Source organism: Roseateles agri, from assembly GCF_034043675.1.
Classification (GTDB): domain Bacteria; phylum Pseudomonadota; class Gammaproteobacteria; order Burkholderiales; family Burkholderiaceae_C; genus KK5.
Map to the genome: position 1 here is coordinate 692,996 of NZ_JAXCLA010000001.1, position 20,362 is coordinate 713,357.

A 20,362-nucleotide genomic window follows, 5' to 3' on the forward strand; every position below is an offset into this window, starting at 1 on the left:
TGACATCAGGCGATGCCGGGGTTCCCGTCGGCACCGATCAGCTTGGGCGTGTTGATGCGACGCGTGGGGATGCGTCCAGGCTGGCCGTTAGCAGCGGAACCCGCCTTGGCGCGCAGCCAGTCCTCGGCCAGTTCCCACACCGGCTTGGTGCCGGCCTTGGCCGCGTCCTCGCCGACCGGCGCCCAGCCGGCCACCTTGTAGGTCTTGCCGGCGTCGATCAGCTTGCCGGCCAGCCGCATGTCGGTGATGCGCTCGCCCATCTTGGCCTCGGGCGTGCAGGTGTAGGCCAGGCCGCCGACGCGCACCATGTCGCCGCCCTGCTGGTAGTAGGGGTCGGGGTTGAACAGGTTGTCGGCGACGTCTTCGAGGATGGTCTTGATCGTCTCGCCGGTCATCTCCGTCACCGTCGTGTGCGGATAGGTGATGGCCGTCTGCTCCATCAGGAACTCGCGCGTGATCGTCTGGCCGGGCAGCAGGCTGGTGCCCCAGCGGAAGCCGGGCGAGAAGGCGATCTGGGCGTCCTGCACGTCCATCAGCGCATCGCACAGCAGCTGGTCCCAGGAGCCGTTGAAATTGCCGCGGCGGTACAGCAGGCCCTCGGTGACGGCCAGCGGCTCGGCCAGGCGCGCGGCGAAGGGCTGGCGCACCTTGGCGATCAGCGCGTCCATCTCGGCATCGGCGGGCAGCAGATTGGCGAACACGGGCAGCAGCCGGTAGCTGATCTCCGGGGCGCGGCCTTTGGCGACCTTGAAGTCCAGCAAGCCGAGGAACTTGCCGTTGCTGCCGGCGTTGGTGACCAGGGTCTGGCCGCCGCGGTTCTTCACCGGCACGGGCACGGGGATGCCGTCGTGCGTGTGGCCGCCGAGGATCACGTCGAGACCGCTGACGCGCGAGGCGAGCTTCAGGTCCACGTCCATGCCGTTGTGGCTCAGCAGCACGACGAATTGCGCGCCCTTGGCCTTCACCGCATCGATCACCTGCTGCAGCTCCTGCTCGCGGATGCCGAAGCTCCAGTCGGCCACCATGTAGCGCGGGTTGGCGATCGGCGTGTAGGGGAAGGCCTGGCCGATGATCGCGACCGGCACGCCGTTGATTTCCTTCAGCGTGTAGCCGGGGAAGACGTCATCGCCGAAGTCGTTGGTCTTGACGTTGTGGGCGACGAAATCGATCTTGCCCTTGAAGTCGCCGTCGACGATCTCCTTGACGCGGTCCTGGCCGTAGGTGAACTCCCAGTGGCCGGTCATCACGTCCACGCCCAGCAGCTTGGCGGCGTCGACCATGTCCTGGGCATTGGTCCACAGCGAGGTGGCCGAGCCCTGCCAGGTGTCGCCGCCGTCCAGCAGCAAGGCGCCGGGGCGGCTCGCGCGCATGCGCTTGACCAGGGTGGCGAGGTGCGCGAAGCCGCCGACCTTGCCGTAGCGCCGGGCCGCGCGCTCGAAGTCGAGGTAGCTGAAGGCATAGGCCTCCGGCGTGCCCGGCTTCAGGCCCAGGGCCTTCAGCAAGGGCTCGCCGACCAGGTGCGGCAACTGGCCCTTCTGGTCCGCGAAGCCCAGGTTGACGCTGGGCTCGCGGAAGTACAGCGGCATCAGCTGCGCATGGCAGTCGGTCATGTGCAGCAGGCTGCCGGTGCCCGGGCCCTTGAACGGCGCGGGCATGGCATAACGGTCTGCATCAGCGGCATGCGCCTGGGCGCCAAAGCCCGCCACCGCCGCAGCGCCGAGCAGCTGCGCGAACTCGCGCCGGTTGAGCTGGCTCACTGCGTGTTGACGGGCGACTTGGGATCGAGCAGCAGCGCCATCAGGTCCTGCACCTGCTTTTCGTTCAGCACGCCGAAGTGGCCGAAGCGAGGCATGTTGGAGCAGGCGTTGGTCGCCTTGGCGTTCCAGATCTTGCCCCAGGTGTACTTGACGATCGCTTCCGATTCCTTGGCCGAAGGATCGGCGACGCCGCGCAGCTTGCCGTACTGGTAGAGGCTGGGGCCGATCGTGCCGAAGGAGATCTCGCTCTTGCCGATCTGGTGGCAGTTGTAGCAGTTGCCGCCGCTGGGCTCGCCGGCCTTGTCGGTCCAGGTCATGCCGCGGCCGTTCTGCGCGAGCTTCTCGCCTTCCTTCCAGTCGCCGAGGTACTTGCCGTCGGCCGGCCATTTGACGGTGGCCATCTGGGCGGCTTCGAGCTTGGCCGTGACGGCCGCCGGCGGCGCCTTGTCGCCGGAGCAGGCCTGCTGGATCTCGTCCTGCTGGAGCCGGTCGAGCTTGGCGATGCCCTGCTCGCGGAACGAGGTCTTCAGCATCGCCTGGGCGGCGGCGTCGACCTGGGCGGGGTCGGGTTCGGAAGAGCTCGTGGCGCAGGCGGCCAGGACGAGCGCGGCCGCGCTGGCTGCCAGGGCCATGGCAATGTGGGTCTTGTTCATCGGCTGCTCTCCGTCCTCAACGCTTGATCGCGGGCGCGACCGAGACCGCGCCCTTGCTGTTCACGCCCATGTACGTCGCCAGCGCGATCGTGGCGTCCGACGCATAGCCGGGGTACGGGAAGCGCTGCTGGCGGTAGCAGTCGTTCAGGCGCCGCTGCATGCTCCACAGCTCGCCGCTGGAGACGCGGTAGGCCGGCCAGGAGGCGAAGCCCACGCCGTCGCCCGGGTTCTTGTACAGGGCCGGCAGGTCCTGCAGGCGGATGCGCTTGCCTTCCTCGCCGTGGCAGGTGGCGCAGGCGAAGTCGTAGGGGCCGGCACGCAGGTAGAAGAGCTTCTTGCCGACGGCGTACATCTGCTTCTCGGCCGGGTGCGACTGCGGCAGGTTGAACTTCAGGCCGCCGGACTCGGACGAGATCCAGGCCACGTAGGCCTCGATGTTCGACTGCTCGCCCTTCCCGAAGGGCGTGGCGGCGATGGCCTTGGCGTCGAAGCCCTGCAGCGTTTCCATGCAGGTCAAGAGGCGCGATTCCAGGTCCTGCACGCGGCCGGTGTCGGCGAAGTAGCGCGGCAGCTCGACGAAGGCGCCCTTGACGACGCCCGGGCCCTTGCCCAGGTCACACTGCTGCAGCGAGGCGTTCTTGGGGCCGCGCGCCTGCTTCCACAGGTCCTCGCCCTTGGCCTCGAACAGCTCGGACGGATTGCCGTCGGCCAGCATCGCGCGGTACTGGGCGATGCCGTCGGCGGTGGAATTCTGGGCCTGCGCGCCAGCCAGCGCCGCGGCGGCCAGCGCCACTCCCAACAGGGTCTTCTGCATCATCGGCTTGTCTCCTTGTTGCCGGGGCCGATCAGGACACGGTCGCTTCGTCGGTGCGCTTGTCGCCGTGGTTGTCCACCCAGTTGATGGTGATCTTGTCGCCGGCCTTGGCGCCCTTGACGGTGAACTGCAGGAAGGGGTTCTTGGACACCGCCGGGCCCCACTGGGCCGTCATCACCGTCTTGCCGTTGAGCTGGGCACTGACGTCGGTGATGTGCCAGGCCGGGATGGTCTTGCCGTTCGCATCCTTGCGCTGGCCGGTTTCCATCTCGTGGGCCATCAGCACGCGCACGACCGCATTGCCGCCTTGCGCCTGGGCGCGGATTCGCATCGGATCTGCCATGTCAATTCTCCAATCTGTTACTTGTCGACCGGCCGATCAGCCGCCGCAGCCACCGAGGGTGACCTTGATCTCTTTTTGCGCGAAGAGCACCTTGTTGTCGCTGGTGATCGCCACGGCGTAGACGTTGGACGTCTGGCCCATCTTCACGCGGGTGGACATCGAAGGCTCGACGAACTCGGTGACGTCGAAGGTGGCCGTCAGGATGTTGGGGTTCTTCTCGACCAGCACCAGCAGGCGCTTGACGTTCGGCGCGGTGCTGGCGACGGCCAGCGGCACGACGGCGCCGTTCTCGGCGATGTCCGGGCCGGTCAGCGTGACCAGCGGGCTTTCGACCGGCTTGGCGATGCCCAGTGCCTTGTACAGCTCGTCCATTGACTTGGCGGCGAAGGCCGCCTGGCTGACGGCTTCGGCGTGGGCCAGTTGGGGCAGCAGGCCGGCGCCCGCCAGCAGACCGGCGACGGCAGCGCTGTGCTTGAGCAGGTCGCGACGGTTCAGGGTGAGGTTCATAACGGTCATCTCCAACGGGGGAACAAGGTGAATTGTCACTTACTGCTTGGCACCGTTCGCGAGCCAGTTCGCGATCGCGGTCAGGTCGGCGGCCGGCAGCGCATCCTGCGCCGGCATCGGGACGCTGCCCCAGATGCCGACGCTGCCGCTCTTCAGGCGGGCGACGAAGTAGTCGCGCGCATCGGGCCGGTCCTTGTACTTGGCGGCCACGTCCTTGAATGCCGGGCCGACGACCTTGCTGTCGATCTGGTGGCAGGCCAGGCAGGCATGCTGGCTCAGCAGCGCGCTGACGTTGGCGGCAGGTGCGGCGGATGCGACGGCCGGTTCGGTCTTCGCACGCGGCTGCGTGTCCAGGCCCCGCTGCGGGCCGACCAGGCGCTGCTGCTGGGCGAGGTTGCCGTGCGCGCTCATCGCGAAGTCGGGCAGCAGCGAGGCGACCTTGGGCTCCGTGGCGCAGTCCTTCATGCACGTGGAGCCCTGGACATCGGGCTTGGCGACCTTGCTGAACTCGGCGCCGGGCCACAGGTCATGCTCCCAGGTCTTGCCGTTGCGGTTGGGCAGGCGCTGCTGGACCTCGGCGATGTTCTTGTCGGACAGCTCGCCGTCGGCCGGCAGCACGTCGGCCAGCGAGAGCAGGTAGGCGGTGACGGCGTAGACCTCGTCGGGCTTCAGGCTCTTGGGCGCGGTCCAGGGCATCGCGCGGTGGATGTAGTCCCACAAGGTGCTGATGTGCGAGACCTTCATCAAGGTCGTGCGGCCCGGGAAGGACGGATCGAGCAGTCGCTTGACGTGGCCGGTGGCGATGTCGTCCTTGGTCGTGCCGCCGACGAGGGCGCTGAAGACCTCGTTCGACTCGCCGAAGATGCCGTGGCAGCCGGCGCACTTGGCCTCCCACAGGTCCTGGCCTTGCGCGACGGTGCCGCGGCCGGGCGGCAGGCCCTTGAAATCGGGGCGGACGTCGATGTCCCAGGCCTGGATCTCCGCGGGGGTGGCGGTGCGGCCTATTCCTTCAAATTTAGGCACCTGAGCGAAAGCAGTGGTGCCGAGCAACGCCAGCGCCAGCAGGGCCTTAGCTGAGCTGGACATTCTTCACCTCCCCGCTTTCCTGCACGAGCCAGGTCTGGATCGAGTTGTTGTGATAGATCGAGCGGCGTCCGCGCACCGCGCGCATCTGCTGGTAGGTGGCCTGCACCTGACCAGTCTCGTCGGTGGCGCGGCTCATCACCAGCGCGGGCTTGCCATCCCAGGTCCAGGGCAGGCTGAAGCGGGTCAGGCAGCGGTCCATCACCGGCGCCTGCAGCTGGGCCTCGCGCCAGTTGCGGCCGCCGTCCACCGACACGTCCACCCGCTTGATGCGGCCACGACCCGACCAGGCCAGGCCGCTGATGCTGTAGAAGCCCTTGTCGAGCAAGACCTGGCCCCCGCTGGGCGTGGTGACGACGCTCTTCACCTCCTGGATCGAGGTGTACTGGCGGTGCTGGCCGTCGGGCATCAGGTCGACGTAGTGGACGTCCTCGTCCTTCGTCGCATAGGGCATGTCGCCCACCTCGATGCGGCGCAGGTACTTGACCCAGGACACGCCCTGCACGCCCGGCACGACGAGCCGCAGCGGATAGCCGTTCTCGGGCCGCAGCATCTCGCCGTTCTGGCCGTAGGCGAGCAGCACGTCGCCGCGCTCGACCAGCTCCATCGGTATCGTGCGCGTCATCGACGAGCCGTCCGCGCCCTCGGCCAGCACGAAGCGGCCGCGCTTGCGATCGGCGCCGCACATCTCCAGCACGTCGATCAGGCGCACGCCGGTGAACTCGCTACAGCTGAGCATGCCGTGCGAGTACTGCACCGTGGGCACCGCGACGTTGCCCCACTCCATGCCGGTGTTGGCGCCGCATTCGATGAAGTGAAAGCGGGAGACGCTGGGCAGGCGCATCAGCTCGTCCATCGTGAACACCATCGCCCGCTTCAGCATCTTCTCGTCGCTGCCGTTGATCATCAGCCGATGGGTGCTGGGATCGATGTCCCACCAGCCCTGGTGATGGCGCTCGAAGTGCAGGCCGCTGGGCGTGACGATGCCGAACAGGCCCTGCAGCGGCGCGAAGGAGACGGAGGCCTGGCGCGTCGGCGTGAGGCCCGGGCTCTGGCGGCGCTGCAGGTTCGCCTCGTACTTCGAGGGCTTGCCGTAGCCTTCCAGCGCGACGGGCTGGCCCAGCGCCAGCGACTGCGGCGGCAGCTTCAGGATGTTGGCATCGCCCTCGGGCTCGGCGCGCGCGATGCCCGCGGCCATCGCTGCGCTGGCGGCCGCGAAAGCACCGCGCAGGAAGCGGCGGCGCTCGGCGGGCGGCGCGGCGAGCTGCTCGCGCGAGAGCAGGTTCTCGGGCGCGCGCAACAGGCGGCCGGGGCAGGTGTCGGAGGAAGCATCCATCGTCAAGTCCTCGGCAGGATCAGGCGTTCGGCGGGCTCCATGGCCTCCGGGTCGTCGATCTCGATCGCGATCTGCGTGCAGACCGCGCGGCACAGCGCCACGGCGCGCTCGTTCTGCACCCGGTAGACGATCGACTGGCCCTCGCGCCGCCGCGCCAGGATGCCGGCGCGGTACAGCTGGCTCAGGTGCTGCGACATATTGGGCTGGGTCGTCGGAATCTCGGCGAGCAGCTCGCCGACGCTCTTCTCGCCGTTGCACAGCGCACTGATGATCTTCAGCCGCATCGGCGTGGACATCAGCGAGAACAGCTCGGCGGCGATCTCGTAGATCCGGTCGGCCTGGATCGACGGCGATGGGGTATCGGGCATGAAAATCACTATATAAGTAATTACTGATTATTCACAAGCTAGGGGGACCCCTCACTGATGAGGCCGAATCTCGCCTGGCCGCATCCGGGCCGCTCCTAAACTGAAACGCCAGCCAGCGACCGCGCGACATTGCCAGCCATGACCGAGTCCAGCACCAACCCCGAAGCCTCCTTGCACTTGCGAATGACGGCCGTGGTCATGCTGATGAGCGTGCTGGTCGTGGGTTTGGCCGACGCGCTGTACATCGCCAGCGACGAAGGCCTGCTCCGCAGCGTGATCCGCGCGGGCCTGTGGTCGCTGCTGCTGCGCGATGCGCTGCTCATTGCCGCGCTGAGCATCGGCATCGTCATCGCGCTGGACCGGATGGTGCTGCAGCCGCTGCGCCGCGCGGCTGCACGCGCCGCGGCCTTCGACCCCACGCAGCCGCCCCTGCCGTTCACACCGGAAGCCGATGGCGCTGAACCCGTGGCGGAGCTGCAGCAGATCTCTCAATCACTGGTCCGCGTTCACCGCAGTCTCTGGCAGCAACTGCGCGACGAGCAGGACCGCGCGGCCGAACTGGAGCGCGAGATCACGCGCCAGCGCGGCGTCCTGCTCGAGACGCAGCAGGCGCTGGACGGCAAGACCCGCGAGCTGAGCGGCATGAGCCGGATCGACGGGCTCACCGGCCTAGCGAACCGCCGCGAGTTCGACGAGGCGCTGCGCCGCGAGTTCAAGCGGACGCAGCGCGAACGCGGCCTATTGGCGCTCGCCGTGCTGGATCTCGATCACTTCAAGGCCTACAACGACCACTACGGCGGTGCCGCGGGTGACGCGGCGCTGGCGCGCTTCTCGCAGCTGCTGTCGATACGCTTCAAGCGCGACACCGATCTGGTTGCCCGGCTGAGCGGAGCGAAGTTCGTGGCGCTGCTCCCGGGCTTCGATGTCGGCGCCGCGCAGGATCTGCTGGAACAGGTGCGCAGCGATCTGCAAGCGCCGCAGATTCCGCACGAGGGCACAGGCGCGGGTGCGCTGACGGTCAGCATCGGCCTGGCCTGCTACAGCCCGTTCCATCCCTACCTGAGCGGGCAGACGTTGATGGAGGCAGCCGACGAGGCGCTCTACATCGCCAAGCACGCGGGGCGCGACCGGCTCAGCCTGGCCGCCTCCGGCGGCAACGGCTGAGGCCTAGCGGCCGTGCTCCTCGGCCTGCTCGAGCTGTTCCGTCACCCGGCGCGCGGCGCGCAGCACCAGGCCTTCGTCGAGCTGCGCCTGCGGTGAAATCGCCTGCGCCACGCCTTCGAGCTGATCGGGGTGCTGCAGCATCGCCCAGGCGATCGTCGAGATCGCGCTGACGCTGCGGCGCTGCAGGCTGTCGGGCATGGTCAGCGTGGCCTGTACCTCGACATGGCTGCGCACGCTGGCGACCGCGGCGGGGGCGAGGCCCCAGCTCTCGCACAGCGCGGCACCCAGCGCGTCGTGGCTGACGCCGAAGGCCGTGCGCTCCAGCTGCACCAGGTCCGCATCGCGCGAGGCCGCGCGCAGCATCGCCGGATAGTGGGCCGGCGCATGGCGGTACAGCACCGCCTTGCCGCATTCCTCGAACAGACCGGCCGAATGAGCGGCCCAGGGGTCGATGCCCAGCATCTGGCCCATGCGGCCCATCAGCAGGCCGCGGCGCGATGCACGCTGCCACACCTGCTCCAGCTCCGCCGCGGTCGGGAAGGCCGCGCGCAGACCCATCTCGAAGGTGATCGCCGCCACCTCGCGCATGCCCAGGTAGGTCAGCGCCTGCTGCACCGTCTGCACGCGCCCGCGCAGGCCGTACAGCGATGAGTTGACCGCCTTCAGCACAGCGGCGGCCAGCGCCATGTCCAGCTCGACCAGCGAGGACATTGCCTGCAGGTCGACGTCCTCCGCCGCCATCAGCAGCGACAGCTTGACCAGGACCTCCGGCTGGGTCGGGATCTCGATGTCGAGCGTTCGCAGTTGCGGATCAACGGGCATGGTGGGCGGATGTTCGGCGTGTCAGCGGAACTTGCATGTTAGCGCCGCGCCCGTCGGTCTTCATGTCAACGCAAGAAGGCGTCCCAGCCGGTCTTCAGGATCAGCAGGCCGACGACGACGACGAACATGCCCCGCACGAAGCCCGCACCGCGGCGCAGCGCCATGTGCGTGCCCAGCAGGCTGCCCAGCACGTTGGTCACCGCCATCACCGCGGCGACGTGCCACCAGATGTGTCCGGTGTAGGCAAACAGCGACAGGGCGGCCGCGTTCGTCGCCACGTTCATCAGCTTTGCGGTGGCGGACGCATGCAGGAAGTCGTAGCCCAGCACGCGCACGAACAGGAACACGAAGAAGCTGCCGGTGCCGGGGCCGAAGAAGCCGTCGTAGAAGCCGATCACCAGCGCGATGCCGCCGGCCACCAAGGTCTCGGCCATGCCCTGGAAGCGCGGCGCGTGATGCCGGCCCATGTCCTTGCGGGCCAGCGTGTAGGCCAGCACGGCCAGCAGGATCAGCGGCAGGGCCTTGCGCAGCCCGTCGGTGCTGACCAAGGTCACCGCCCAGGCCCCGAGGAAGCCGCCGACCAGCGCGAAGGCCGCCGCCGGTGCCAGCGCAGCCCAGTTCAGGCTGACGCGGCGGGCGTACTGGACGGTGGCCCAGGCCGTGCCCCAGACCGAGGCGCCCTTGTTGGTGCCCAGCAAGGTGGCCGGTGGGCTCGTCGGATAGACGCCGAACAGCGCAGGCACCAGAACGAGGCCCCCACCGCCGACAACGGCATCAACAAATCCGGCCAGCAGGGAGGCCGCGGCCGCGGTCAGCAGTTCAAACATCGGGATCGATCAAAAGCGTAGGCAACAAAAAAGGCGCCGGAGTAAAAACTCCGGCGCCTGCGAATTGTGACAGTGTCACTGCTATTCGTTGATCTTGCTTTCTATTGTGTTTGTCTCCTCAGCCCCGCCTAGCGATTGCTGTTCTTCACAGGCACCCGCATCGAGTGCTACGGACTGTAGAAGCGAGCGTCGACGCACGCACTTGGGGTTTTCCTGCAGCAAATGCACCATTTTAGTGATGTTAGTTTGCGCAAACTTTCGATTAAGCGATTAAGCGTCGGACATTGAGGGCCTTACGGCGACGCACTTGATTGGTCTTGACGTTTCGGTGCCGGCGCAGCCTGGCAGCAACGATTTGGCGACGGACGCTGCGTCAGAATGCATTCATGCATCAGCCACGTCCCCACTCACGGCTCCAGCGGCACGCCAACCGGCTGCCCGTCCTGGCTTGTTTGCTGCTCGTCGCATGCGGCGGTGGGGGTGGAGGAAGCAGCAGCGCACCACCGGTCGATGGCACGCCGTCCACGCCGCTGTCCACACTGACGCTGGCCCTGCCCGCGCACGGCATCGGGCCGTCGCAGTTGGCGGTGATCGTTGCGGCCGGCGATGCGACCTCCGAGGCCATTGCCACCAGCTACCAGCAAAAGCGCGGCATCCCGGCGGCCAACATCATCCGCGTGACGCTGCCGAGCACGACTGACTCGATCACCTCCGCCAATTTCGCGACGCTGAAGGCCAACATCGACGCCCAGTTGCCCGCCGGCATCCAGGCCACATTGCTGACCTGGAGCGCGCCATCGCGCGTGGCCGGCCCGACCTGTTCGATGAGCATCACCAGCGCGATGGCCTTCGGCTACCAGTCGGGCTACTGCTCCACCACCGGCGGCACGACGACCGGGTCGCTCTACTTCGACTCGGAATCGCAGGCACCCGCCAGCGAACTCGCCAACCTGCGCCCCTCGATGATGCTGGGGCGCAGCACACTGGACACGGCCAATCTGCTGATCGAACGCGGCGTGGCCGCCGACGGCAGCGCGCCGGCGGGCACAGGCTGGCTGGTCCGCACCAGCGACGTCAATCGCAACGTCCGCTATCCGGATTTCGTGCCGCTGCCCGCACTATGGGCCGACACGCTGACGCTGAACTACGTGGACAACTCGACCGGCAGTGCCGCGAACAACGTCATCAGCGGCAAGACCGACGTGTTGTTCTACTTCACCGGCCTGCCCACGGTAAGCTCGCTGACAACCAACACCTACCGACCCGGCGCCGTCGGCGATGCGCTGACGTCATCCGCCGGCACACTGCCCACCGGCAACGGCCAGACGCCCGTCACGGCCTGGCTGGACGCAGGCTTGACCGCCAGCTACGGCACCGTCGAGGAACCGTACAACATCACCGACAAGTTCCCGGAGGCCTCGGTGCTGATCGACCAGTACTGGCGCGGCGCCACCCTCATCGAAGCCTACTGGAAATCGGTGAAGACGCCAGGCGAAGGCCTGTTCGTCGGCGAGCCGCTGGCGCGTCCCTGGCCCGACACGCCGAGCTTCACGATCAGCGGCGACAACTACCTGATCACGAGCCGCGCATTCCGTCCGGGCAGCCGCTACGCGCTCGAATACCGCACCAGTTCCACCGGCAGCTGGATCAACCTGGCCAGCTTCACCGCGGCCTCGCGCGCCAGGGTGCAGACTTTCACCGCGCCCCGCCCGCCAGCCACCGCCACGCAGATTCGCTGGACCGGCCCCTGCGCGACAAACTCCGCGCAGACCTGCCAGCTCGCCGCCTCCAGTTAAGCGCGGACCAGGGGCTCCAGCAGCTCGCGATGCGTGTCGATCGCCTCGCGGATGAACGGGCCCAGTTCGGCACCGCCGTTGTCCACATGGGCCAGCAGCGCACGGCGCATCCGCGGCTCCCAGAATTTCTTGATGTGCTGCGCCGCGCCCTCCAGCGCCTCGGGGTGATCGGGCATGTCCTTGAAGAAGGCGCCGATCTGGTTGGCCATGTGGATCAGGTTCTCGATATGCATAACTAGTTGCCTAAGCTGATTCTGTCTGCGTGGCTGTAGACCACCAGGTCCTGCTGCCGCGCGAAGCCGCACAGCGTCACGCCGGCGCAGCGCGCGGTTTCGATGGCCAGCGCCGTCGGCGCGGAGACCGCCGCGAGCAGCGAGACGCCAGCCTTGGCCGCCTTCTGCACCATCTCGAAGCTGGCGCGGCTGGTCACCGCGATGAAGCCCTGAGAAGCGTCCACGTCGTTGTGGGCCAGCGCGCCGATCAGCTTGTCCAGCGCGTTGTGCCGGCCCACGTCCTCGCGCAGCCAGCGGACGTCGCCGTCCGCCGTGCACCAGGCCGCCGCATGGACGGCACCGGTGAACTGCTGCAGCGACTGGTGCTCGCGAAACTGCGCCATGGCCCTGGATACCGCGGCAGCAGACCAGACCGACCGGGAATCCAGCGGGGCCAGGTCTTGCCGGACCTGCGCCAGGTTCTCGGTACCGCACAGCCCGCAGCCGGTGCGGCCCGTCATCGAGCGGCGGCGTTCCTTCAGCTTCATGAACGCGCTGCTGGCCACTTCGAGCTGCAGGGTGATCCCTTCCGGCGAGACGACTTCCTCGACGCCATACAGCTCGTGCGCCGCATCCAGGATGCCCTCGCTGAGCGAGAAGCCCAGCGCGAAGTCCTCCAGGTCCAGCGGCGTGGCCAGCATCACCGCATGCGAGATGCCGTTGAACTCCAGCGCCACCGGCACCTCCTCGGCCACCCAGTCGGGCGCCTCGAAGACCTGGCCCTGGCGCAGTCCACGCACCGGCAGCTGGCGGGCACCTTCGCAGAAGGGCTCGTCGGCCGGCGGCGGCAGGGACTCGTTCAGGGCGTTCATCGTTGCGATTCTCTACTTCGCCGGGATCACCTCGGCCCGCGCATCCAGCAGTTCCAGCTGCGTCTTGTTGAACTGGCTGTACTCCTTCTGCCAGCTCGAGGGCTGCATCACCGGCAGCACCTGCACGGCCGTGACCTTGTACTCGGGGCAGTTGGTGGCCCAATCGGAGCTGTCGGTCGTGATCACGTTGGCGCCGGATTCGGGGAAGTGGAAGGTCGTGTAGACGACGCCCGGCTGCATCCGCTCCGAGACCACTGCGCGCAGCACCGTCTCGCCGGCGCGGCTCGTGATGCCGACCCAGTCGTCGTTCTTGATGCCGCGGTCCTCGGCGTCGTGCGGATGGATCTCCAGCCGGTCTTCGCTGTGCCACTCGTTGTTGGGTGTGCGGCGCGTCTGCGCGCCGACGTTGTACTGCGAGAGGATGCGGCCCGTCGTCAGCAGCAGCGGGAACTTGCGCGTGACCTTCTCTTCGGTCGGCACGTACTGCGTGATGATGAACTTGCCCTTGCCCTTGACGAACTTGCCGATGTGCATCGTCGGCGTGCCGTTCGGCGCGCTCTCGTTGCAAGGCCACTGAACGCTGCCGCCCATCTCCTCGATCTTCTTGTACGAGACGCCGCTGAAGGTCGGCGTCAGCGCCGCGATCTCGTCCATGATCTCTTCGGCGTTCTTGTAGGGCATCGGGTAACCCAGCGCTTCCGACAGCTTGCAGGTGACTTCCCAGTCCGCGAGGCCGGGCAGCGGCGGCATCACCTTGCGCACGCGGCTGATGCGGCGTTCGGCATTGGTGAAGGTGCCGTCCTTCTCCAGGAAGGACGAGCCCGGCAGGAACACATGCGCGTACTTGGCGGTCTCGTTCAGGAAGATGTCCTGCACGACCACGCACTCCATCGAGCGCATCGCCGCGGCCACGTGCTGGGTGTTCGGGTCGGACTGGACGATGTCCTCGCCCTCGCAGTACAGGCCCTTGAAGCTGCCGTCCAGCGCCGCCTCGAACATGTTGGGGATGCGCAGGCCCGGTTCCGGCTCCAGCGTCACGCCCCAGGCTTCCTCGAACTGGCCGCGCACGATGCTGTCGCTGATGTGGCGGTAGCCCGGCAGCTCGTGCGGGAAGGAGCCCATGTCGCAGGAGCCCTGCACATTGTTCTGGCCGCGCAGCGGGTTCACGCCCACGCCTTCGCGGCCGACGTTGCCGGTGGCCATCGCGAGGTTGGCGATGCCGATCACCATCGTCGAGCCCTGGCTGTGCTCGGTGACGCCCAGGCCGTAGTAGATGGCCGCGTTGCCGCCGGTGGCGTAGAGCCGCGCGGCTGCACGCACGTCAGCGGCCGGCACGCCGGTGGCGGCTTCCATCGCCTCGGGCGAGTTCTCGGGCTTGGCGACGAACTCGCGCCATTCGTTGAAGGACTTCGGATCGCAACGCTCGGCCACGTAGGCCTCGTTGACCAGGCCCTCGGTGACGATCGTGTGCGCCAGCGCGGTGATCATCGCGACGTTGGTGCCCGGGCGCAGCGGCAGGTGGTAGTCGGCCTTGATGTGGGCGCTGTTGACCAGCTCGATCTTGCGCGGGTCGACGATGATCAGCTTGGCGCCCTGGCGCAGCCGCTTCTTCATCCGCGAGGCGAACACCGGGTGGCCGTCGGTCGGGTTGGCGCCGATGACCATGATCACGTCGGCCTGCTCCACCGACTTGAAGGTCTGCGTGCCGGCCGAGGTGCCCAGCGTGGCGCCCAGGCCGTAGCCGGTCGGCGAGTGGCAGACGCGGGCGCAGGTGTCCACGTTGTTGTTGCCGAAGGCGGCGCGGATCAGCTTCTGCACGAGGTAGGTTTCCTCGTTCGTGCAACGGCTGGAGGTGATGCCGCCGATCGAGTCCTTGCCGTACTTGGTCTGCAGGCGGCGGAACTCGCTGGCCGCATGGCCGATGGCCACTTCCCAGCTGACTTCCTGCCACGGGTCGTCGATGCTCGCGCGGATCATCGGCTTGGTGATGCGATCCTTGTGCGTGGCGTAGCCCCAGGCGAAGCGGCCCTTGACGCAGGAATGGCCTTCGTTGGCCTTGCCGTCCTTCCACGGCACCATGCGCACGACCTCGTTGCCCTTCATCTCGGCCTTGAACGAGCAACCGACGCCGCAATAGGCGCAGGTGGTGATCACGCTGTGCTCGGCCTGGCCCAGCCAGATGACCGACTTCTCCTGCAGCGTCGCCGTCGGGCAGGCCTGCACGCAGGCGCCGCAGCTGACGCACTCGGATTCCATGAAGGGCTCGTCCATGCCCGGCGACACGCGCGACTCGAAGCCACGGCCCGAGATCGTCAGCGCGAAGGTGCCTTGCGTCTCTTCACAGGCGCGCACGCAACGGTTGCAGACGATGCACTTGCTGGCGTCGTAGGTGAAGTACGGGTTCGACTCGTCCTTCTTCGCGTCCAGGTGGTTCTCGCCGTCGTAGCCGTAGCGCACATTGCGCAGGCCGGTGACGCCGGCCATGTCCTGCAGCTCGCAATCGCCGTTGGCGGCGCAGGTGAGGCAGTCCAGCGGGTGGTCGGAGATGTAGAGCTCCATCACACCCTTGCGCAGTTCCTGCAGCTTCGGGCTCTGGGTCTTGACCTTCATGCCCGGCTCGCAGGGCGTCGTGCAGGAGGCCGGATAGCCGCGGCGGCCCTCCACTTCCACGAGGCACAGGCGGCAGGAGCCGAAGGGCTCCAGGCTGTCGGTCGCGCAGAGCTTGGGCACCTGGATGCCGGCGTCCACCGCCGCACGCATCACGGACGTGCCCTTGGGCACGGTCACCTCGTGGCCGTCGATCTCCAGCGTGACTTCGATGTCGGATTCACGGGCGGGAGTGCCGTAGTCGGTTTCCTGGATCAGCATGTTCTTCCTCCTCGTTCAGGCCGCGGCCTGGTCGGGTGTCTCAAGACCGAAGTCCTGGGGCCAGTGGTTCAGTGCCGACAGCACCGGCAGCGGCGTCATATTGCCCATCGCGCAGAGCGAGCCGTTGACCATCGTGTCGCAGAGATCGCGCAGCAGGATCACCTGCTGGGCGCGGTTCTGGTTGCGGGTGATCTTGTCGATCACCTCGACGCCGCGCGTCGATCCGATGCGGCAGGGTGTGCACTTGCCGCAGGATTCGAGCTTGCAGAATTCCATCGCGTAGCGCGCCAGCTCGGCCATGTCGGCCGTGTCGTCGTGCACGACGATGCCGCCGTGGCCCACCGTGGCACCGGCCGCGGCGAAGCTCTCGTAATCGAAAGGCAGGTCCCAGTGCTTCTCGGGCACGTAGGGGCCCAGCGGGCCGCCGACCTGGATCGCCTTGATCGGCCGGCCGCTCATCGTGCCGCCGCCGTAGTCCATCACCAGTTCGCGCAGCGAGACGCCGAAGGCCTTCTCGACCAGGCCACCGTGCTTGATGTTGCCGGCCAGCTGCATCGGCAAGGTGCCGCGCGAGCGGCCCATGCCGAAGTTCTTGTAGTGCTCGGCGCCCTTGGCCAGGATCACCGGCACGCTGGCGAAGGTGATCACGTTGTTGATCACGGTCGGCTGGCCGAACAGGCCCTCGATCGCCGGCAGCGGCGGCTTGGCGCGCACGATGCCGCGCTTGCCCTCGATGCTCTCCAGCAGCGCCGTTTCCTCGCCGCACACATAGGAGCCGGCGCCCTTGCGCACTTCCAGGCGGAAGGCCTTGCCGCTGCCCAGCACGTTGTCGCCGAGGAAGCCGGCGGCTTCGGCATTGACGATCGCCTCGTTCAGCGCGGCGATCGCGTGCGGGTACTCCGAGCGGCAGTAGATGTAGCCCCGCGTCGCACCGACGGCCAGGCCCGCGATCGTCATGCCCTCGATCAGCATGAAGGGATCGCCCTCCATGGTCATGCGGTCCGAGAAGGTGCCCGAGTCGCCCTCGTCGGCATTGCAGACGATGTACTTCTGCGCCGCCTGCACTCCGGCGACGGTCTTCCATTTGATGCCCGCCGGGAAGGCGGCGCCACCGCGGCCGCGCAGGCCGGAGTCGAACACCTGCTGGACGATCGCCTCGGGCGCCAGAGCGAGCGCGGCGCGCAGGCCGGCATAGCCCTCGTGCGCCTCGTAGTCGGGCAGCGAGACCGGATCGGTGATGCCCATGCGGGCGAAGGTCAGGCGCTCCTGGCCCTTCAGGTAGGGCATCGCGTCGGTCAGGCCATGATGCAGCGGGTGCGATTCGGCGCTCGGGAAACCGGCATCGAACAGGGCCGGCACGTCCTTCACCGTGACCGGGCCGTAGGCCACGCGGCCGGCCGGCGTGGCGACCTCCACCAGCGTCTCCAGCCACATCATGCCGCGCGAGCCGTTGCGCACGATGTTCAGCTCGATGCCGCGGGCCGCAGCCTCCTCGGCCATCTTCTTCGCGACGCGGTTCGCGCCGACGGCCAATGCCGCCGAGTCGCGGGGAATGTAGATCGTGGTGCTCATGCGCCGCTCCTCGCTTCTTCGATCAGCGCATCGAAGTCTTCGATCGTGACCCGGGCGTGCAGTTCGTCGCCCAGCATCAGCGCCGGCGAGGAGGAGCACAGGCCCAGGCAGAAGGCGGGTTCAAGCGTGAACTCGCCGTCCTTGGAATTCTGGTGCTGGCCGCAGCCGAGCGTCTTCTCGGCATGCGCCATCAAGGCATCCGCACCCATCGCCTTGCACGATTCGGCGCGGCAGATCTGCAGCACCTGGCGCGCGGCCGGGTGGGTGCGGAAGTGGTGGTAGTAGGTGACGACGCCGTGCACCTCCGCCCGCGACAGGTTCAGCGCCTGCGCGATCACCGGCACCGAGCCGCCGGGCACGTGGCCCAGGCGGTCCTGGATGTCGTGCAGGATCGGCAGCAGCGCGCCGGGCATGCCCGCGCGTTCCGCGAGCACCTCGCTCACTGTCGCTTCCGGGTCGGCTGCGTTCATCGTCGTCTCCATCAAATCCTCTTGTCTCTGTTGTAGTCCGGCGGGCCTGCAATGCAAGCCCACCGCGGCTACAGCATCTTCACACTTCGATCAGCCAAAGAACTTGACCACGCTCAAGAGCGTGCGATACACACCCCAGGCCAGCGGAATTCCAACGGCCAGCCAGGCCAGCACGGCCACCAGCGTCGACGACGAAGCCGCCGAAGCGCTGCCGCCCGAACCGGTGCCGACGTCGTTGGCAATTGCGCGGTCATGCGCCAGGCGCTTTTCCTCGGCCAGCTCGGCGTCGTTCATGAACCACTTCGGGTTCAAGGGGCGCACGAGCAGGTTGCAGACCAGACCGATCGCCAGCACGCCGACGAAGATGTACATCGACTGGTTGTAGGCCTCGTTCTTGGGCAGGCCCAGGCTCTGCTGGTACTCGCGCATGTAGGTGATCAGCACCGGGCCCAGGATGCCGGCGGTGGACCAGGCGGTCAGCAGACGGCCGTGGATCGCGCCGACCATCTGCGTGCCGAAGATGTCGGCCAGATAGGCCGGCACCGTGGCGAAGCCGCCGCCGTACATCGAGACGATGATGCAGATCGCGCCGACGAAGGCCAGCTTGGCGCCGCTGTCCGCACTGCTCGGGATGCTGGCGTACAGCAGGCCGCCGAGGATGAAGAACACCGCGTACGTCAGCTTGCGGCTGAGCTTGTCGGAAATGCTGGCCCAGAAGAAGCGGCCGCAGATGTTGAACAGGCTCAAGAGCGCCGCGAAGCCCGCGCCCATGACGGCCAGCTTGGCCAGCGAATCCTTGTCCAGGTTGCCGAACTTGGCCGCGTCGCCGGTGAGGCCGATCAGCGTGCCGCCGAACACCTCTTGCAGCATCGGGCTGGCCATGCCGATCACGCCGATGCCGGCCGTCACGTTCATGCACAGCGCCATCCAGATCAGCCAGAACTGCGGAATGCCCCAGACCTTCTTCACGTGCACATGGCGCTGCGTGATCATCGCGTTGCTGTTCTGCGCAGCAGGCGGCGTCCAGCCGGCGGGCTTCCAGCCGGTGGCCGGGATGCGGTAGCTCATCGCGCCGCCCATCATGAAGATGAAATAGATCACCGCCATGCAGACGAAGGTCGCGGCCACGCTGCCGCCGAAGGCCTTCATCAGCTCCACCGCCAGCGGCGAGCCGATCATCGCGCCGCCGCCGAAGCCCATGATGGCCATGCCGGTCGCCATGCCGCGGCGGTCCGGGAACCACTTGATCAGCGTGGACACCGGCGAGATGTAGCCCAGGCCCAGGCCGATGCCGCCGATCACGCCGGAGCCCAGCCACATCATCCAGAGCTGGTGCGTGGACACGCCCAGCGCCGAGATCAGCAGGCCGCCGCACCAGCAGAAGGCCGCAACGACGCCGGCCTTGCGCGGGCCCACGTGTTCCAGCCAGCCGCCCCACAGTGCTGCGGCCACGCCCAGCACGACGAAGAACAGCGTGTACATCAGGCTCAGCGAGGAGATGCGCCAGTTGCAATCCGCCGCGAACAGCTCGGTCAGCAGGCTGACGTCCTTGCCGCAGGCCGCGGCACCGGCGCCCAGCGCCTTGGACAGCGGCAGCCAGAACACCGAGAAGCCATAGGCCATGCCGATGCACAGATGGATCGCCAGCGCGGCCGGCGGTACCAGCCAGCGGTTGTAGCCGGCCCCTGCAATCGTTCTTTCCTTATCCAACCAGCCGTTACCGGCCCCAACGTCGTTCCCTATCACGGCGGACATGAATGTCGCTCCTCTCGATTGCTTCTACTTCTCACGCATGTGGCCGCGTGTTTGGCCAGTGTCCGCAGCCCCATTGCCACGGTCAAATTCATTCCCCGAATGGCCCGATTCGACTGGCGAATCAGGGTTAACCCTGATCAACACCCAATGCGATACCCAGCGAACCCGCATGAAGCGTGAGTTGCTCGGCCCACAGCGGATCGGCGGCGAAGGCCAGCGCGGCCTCCAAGGTGCGCGAGGGGCGGTTTCCGTCATGCACCATGAAGGCAATCGGCACGCCGACCTGCGGCGCCTGCAGCGGCCGCGCCACCAGGTCGCCATAGCCCTGCATCGCCCCCACTAGCGCCCCCGGCATCACGCTGGCGACACGCCCGGCCCGCACGCTCAGCGCCAGGGTCAGGCTGGAATTGGTCTCGATCACCGGCTCCACGACGCGCTGGCAGGCGCTCAGGAAGGCGCGGTCCATCAGCGTGCGGTTGTGCATCTCGGCCGACAGCAGGCACAGCGGCAGCTCGGCCGCCTCCCGCCAGCTGATCGGCGGGCCGATCGTCATCGCGCCGCCGGCCGCGGGCCCGGGCGCGCGCGACAGCAGGTAGTAGTGCTCGGTGTACTGCGGGATCAGGCGCAGCGCCGAGCGGTTCTCATCGATACGCTCCGTGTAGCCCAGGCCCATGTCCAGCGCCAGGCTCTCCAGCCCCGTCTCCAGCTCGATCGAGCTCATCGATCGCAGCGTCGGCCGGATGCCCGGATGCCGGTCCTGCAGCATCGCGCCGAAGCGCGCCACGATCGGCATCGCCGTGGGCACCGCGCCGATCACCAGATGGCCGACCGGACTGTCGGCCTGGCTCTTCAGGTCCTGCTCCAGCAGCTCGTGCTCGTGCAGCATGCTGCGCGCACTGGCGAGGATGCGATCACCCTCCGTCGTGAAGCCCGCGAAGGTGCGCCCGCGCTTGACGATGGCCGAGCCGAAGTGCTCCTCCAGCGCGCGGATCGCGTTGGACAGCGCCGGCTGGGTGACGTGACAGGCCAGCGCGGCGCGGCCGAAGTGGCGATGGTCGTCCAGCGCGACCAGATATCGAAGCGAGACGAAGAGATTCATGGTGATTGCCGGGCGCGAGGATAAGCGCTAGGCGTGACATCGAC

19 protein-coding genes are annotated in these 20,362 nt (G+C 67.6%); 2 read left to right on the top strand and 17 right to left on the bottom strand.

What is annotated here, in order from left to right:
• Window positions 1-5: 5 nt before the first annotated feature.
• The 8 genes from soxB to SNE35_RS03085 are packed head-to-tail and all read right to left on the bottom strand — an operon-like array spanning window position 6 to window position 6,861.
• A complete protein-coding gene (soxB, locus tag SNE35_RS03050) occupies window positions 6-1,757 on the bottom strand; it encodes a thiosulfohydrolase SoxB (protein WP_320421352.1) in 1,752 nt (583 codons plus the stop codon).
• Window positions 1,754-2,410: a sulfur oxidation c-type cytochrome SoxX gene (gene soxX / locus SNE35_RS03055; protein WP_320421353.1), complete on the bottom strand. Its 657-nt coding sequence runs from the start codon at window positions 2,408-2,410 to the stop codon at window positions 1,754-1,756. The genes soxB and soxX overlap by 4 nt, the downstream gene beginning before the upstream one ends.
• 16 nt (window positions 2,411-2,426) lie before the next feature.
• Window positions 2,427-3,224 (bottom strand): sulfur oxidation c-type cytochrome SoxA, encoded by a 798-nt coding sequence (soxA, locus tag SNE35_RS03060; protein WP_320421605.1) that lies wholly within the window; start codon window positions 3,222-3,224, stop codon window positions 2,427-2,429.
• A gap of 31 nt (window positions 3,225-3,255) precedes the next feature.
• Window positions 3,256-3,567 carry a thiosulfate oxidation carrier complex protein SoxZ gene (soxZ, locus tag SNE35_RS03065; RefSeq protein WP_320421354.1) on the bottom strand — a complete coding sequence of 104 codons (312 nt, stop codon included), beginning with the start codon at window positions 3,565-3,567 and terminating at the stop codon, window positions 3,256-3,258.
• 36 nt (window positions 3,568-3,603) lie between these two features.
• Complete coding sequence (gene soxY, locus SNE35_RS03070; protein WP_320421356.1) at window positions 3,604-4,074, bottom strand: thiosulfate oxidation carrier protein SoxY; 471 nt, start codon at window positions 4,072-4,074, stop codon at window positions 3,604-3,606.
• A gap of 39 nt (window positions 4,075-4,113) precedes the next feature.
• A complete protein-coding gene (locus SNE35_RS03075) occupies window positions 4,114-5,160 on the bottom strand; it encodes a c-type cytochrome (protein ID WP_320421357.1) in 1,047 nt (348 codons plus the stop codon).
• Window positions 5,144-6,493 (bottom strand): sulfite dehydrogenase, encoded by a 1,350-nt coding sequence (gene soxC, locus SNE35_RS03080; RefSeq protein ID WP_320421358.1) that lies wholly within the window; start codon window positions 6,491-6,493, stop codon window positions 5,144-5,146. Before soxC ends, SNE35_RS03075 begins: the two co-directional genes overlap by 17 nt.
• A gap of 2 nt (window positions 6,494-6,495) precedes the next feature.
• Window positions 6,496-6,861, bottom strand: a complete 366-nt coding sequence (locus SNE35_RS03085) for an ArsR/SmtB family transcription factor (protein WP_320421359.1) — start codon at window positions 6,859-6,861, stop codon at window positions 6,496-6,498.
• 138 nt (window positions 6,862-6,999) lie between these two features.
• On the opposite strand from SNE35_RS03085, the gene SNE35_RS03090 reads away from it, so the two are divergent.
• Entirely contained in the window at window positions 7,000-8,025 is a 1,026-nt protein-coding gene (locus tag SNE35_RS03090) for a GGDEF domain-containing protein (RefSeq protein ID WP_320421360.1), read from the top strand.
• A 3-nt stretch (window positions 8,026-8,028) separates the two neighbouring features.
• Here the strand turns inward: SNE35_RS03090 and SNE35_RS03095 are convergent, their stop codons facing one another.
• The gene (locus SNE35_RS03095; protein WP_320421361.1) at window positions 8,029-8,847 is read right to left on the bottom strand and encodes an HDOD domain-containing protein; all 819 of its coding nucleotides are present in this window, start codon (window positions 8,845-8,847) and stop codon (window positions 8,029-8,031) included.
• Window positions 8,848-8,912: 65 nt separating this feature from the next.
• A complete protein-coding gene (locus SNE35_RS03100) occupies window positions 8,913-9,674 on the bottom strand; it encodes a sulfite exporter TauE/SafE family protein (RefSeq protein WP_320421363.1) in 762 nt (253 codons plus the stop codon).
• A gap of 386 nt (window positions 9,675-10,060) precedes the next feature.
• Between SNE35_RS03100 and SNE35_RS03105 the strand changes: the two genes are divergently transcribed.
• Window positions 10,061-11,470 (top strand): TIGR03790 family protein, encoded by a 1,410-nt coding sequence (locus SNE35_RS03105; RefSeq protein ID WP_320421364.1) that lies wholly within the window; start codon window positions 10,061-10,063, stop codon window positions 11,468-11,470.
• Here the strand turns inward: SNE35_RS03105 and SNE35_RS03110 are convergent.
• The 7 genes from SNE35_RS03110 to SNE35_RS03140 form a co-directional block, all read right to left on the bottom strand.
• A complete protein-coding gene (locus SNE35_RS03110; RefSeq protein WP_320421365.1) occupies window positions 11,467-11,703 on the bottom strand; it encodes a formate dehydrogenase subunit delta in 237 nt (78 codons plus the stop codon). The two genes, SNE35_RS03105 and SNE35_RS03110, sit on opposite strands and share 4 nt — an antisense overlap.
• A gap of 2 nt (window positions 11,704-11,705) precedes the next feature.
• A complete protein-coding gene (gene fdhD, locus SNE35_RS03115; RefSeq protein WP_320421366.1) occupies window positions 11,706-12,554 on the bottom strand; it encodes a formate dehydrogenase accessory sulfurtransferase FdhD in 849 nt (282 codons plus the stop codon).
• Between the two features lie 12 nt (window positions 12,555-12,566).
• Window positions 12,567-15,422, bottom strand: a complete 2,856-nt coding sequence (gene fdhF / locus SNE35_RS03120) for a formate dehydrogenase subunit alpha (protein ID WP_320421367.1) — start codon at window positions 15,420-15,422, stop codon at window positions 12,567-12,569.
• A 15-nt stretch (window positions 15,423-15,437) separates the two neighbouring features.
• Window positions 15,438-16,994 carry a formate dehydrogenase beta subunit gene (locus SNE35_RS03125; protein ID WP_320421368.1) on the bottom strand — a complete coding sequence of 519 codons (1,557 nt, stop codon included), beginning with the start codon at window positions 16,992-16,994 and terminating at the stop codon, window positions 15,438-15,440.
• A complete protein-coding gene (locus tag SNE35_RS03130) occupies window positions 16,991-17,464 on the bottom strand; it encodes a formate dehydrogenase subunit gamma (RefSeq protein WP_320421369.1) in 474 nt (157 codons plus the stop codon). The genes SNE35_RS03125 and SNE35_RS03130 overlap by 4 nt, the downstream gene beginning before the upstream one ends.
• A gap of 90 nt (window positions 17,465-17,554) precedes the next feature.
• Entirely contained in the window at window positions 17,555-19,219 is a 1,665-nt protein-coding gene (locus tag SNE35_RS03135) for an OFA family MFS transporter (protein ID WP_320421370.1), read from the bottom strand.
• A gap of 127 nt (window positions 19,220-19,346) precedes the next feature.
• Entirely contained in the window at window positions 19,347-20,318 is a 972-nt protein-coding gene (locus SNE35_RS03140) for a LysR family transcriptional regulator (RefSeq protein WP_320421371.1), read from the bottom strand.
• Window positions 20,319-20,362: the final 44 nt, after the last annotated feature.

Coding starts and splice junctions, on each gene's coding strand:
- soxX (WP_320421353.1), bottom strand. CDS start 2,410: ATGAACAAGACCCACATTGCCATGGCCCTGGCAGCCAGCGCGGCCGCG.
- soxA (WP_320421605.1), bottom strand. CDS start 3,224: ATGCAGAAGACCCTGTTGGGAGTGGCGCTGGCCGCCGCGGCGCTGGCT.
- soxZ (WP_320421354.1), bottom strand. CDS start 3,567: ATGGCAGATCCGATGCGAATCCGCGCCCAGGCGCAAGGCGGCAATGCG.
- soxY (WP_320421356.1), bottom strand. CDS start 4,074: ATGAACCTCACCCTGAACCGTCGCGACCTGCTCAAGCACAGCGCTGCC.
- SNE35_RS03075 (WP_320421357.1), bottom strand. CDS start 5,160: ATGTCCAGCTCAGCTAAGGCCCTGCTGGCGCTGGCGTTGCTCGGCACC.
- soxC (WP_320421358.1), bottom strand. CDS start 6,493: ATGGATGCTTCCTCCGACACCTGCCCCGGCCGCCTGTTGCGCGCGCCC.
- SNE35_RS03085 (WP_320421359.1), bottom strand. CDS start 6,861: ATGCCCGATACCCCATCGCCGTCGATCCAGGCCGACCGGATCTACGAG.
- SNE35_RS03090 (WP_320421360.1), top strand. CDS start 7,000: ATGACCGAGTCCAGCACCAACCCCGAAGCCTCCTTGCACTTGCGAATG.
- SNE35_RS03095 (WP_320421361.1), bottom strand. CDS start 8,847: ATGCCCGTTGATCCGCAACTGCGAACGCTCGACATCGAGATCCCGACC.
- SNE35_RS03100 (WP_320421363.1), bottom strand. CDS start 9,674: ATGTTTGAACTGCTGACCGCGGCCGCGGCCTCCCTGCTGGCCGGATTT.
- SNE35_RS03105 (WP_320421364.1), top strand. CDS start 10,061: ATGCATCAGCCACGTCCCCACTCACGGCTCCAGCGGCACGCCAACCGG.
- SNE35_RS03110 (WP_320421365.1), bottom strand. CDS start 11,703: ATGCATATCGAGAACCTGATCCACATGGCCAACCAGATCGGCGCCTTC.
- fdhD (WP_320421366.1), bottom strand. CDS start 12,554: ATGAACGCCCTGAACGAGTCCCTGCCGCCGCCGGCCGACGAGCCCTTC.
- fdhF (WP_320421367.1), bottom strand. CDS start 15,422: ATGCTGATCCAGGAAACCGACTACGGCACTCCCGCCCGTGAATCCGAC.
- SNE35_RS03125 (WP_320421368.1), bottom strand. CDS start 16,994: ATGAGCACCACGATCTACATTCCCCGCGACTCGGCGGCATTGGCCGTC.
- SNE35_RS03130 (WP_320421369.1), bottom strand. CDS start 17,464: ATGAACGCAGCCGACCCGGAAGCGACAGTGAGCGAGGTGCTCGCGGAA.
- SNE35_RS03135 (WP_320421370.1), bottom strand. CDS start 19,219: ATGTCCGCCGTGATAGGGAACGACGTTGGGGCCGGTAACGGCTGGTTG.
- SNE35_RS03140 (WP_320421371.1), bottom strand. CDS start 20,318: ATGAATCTCTTCGTCTCGCTTCGATATCTGGTCGCGCTGGACGACCAT.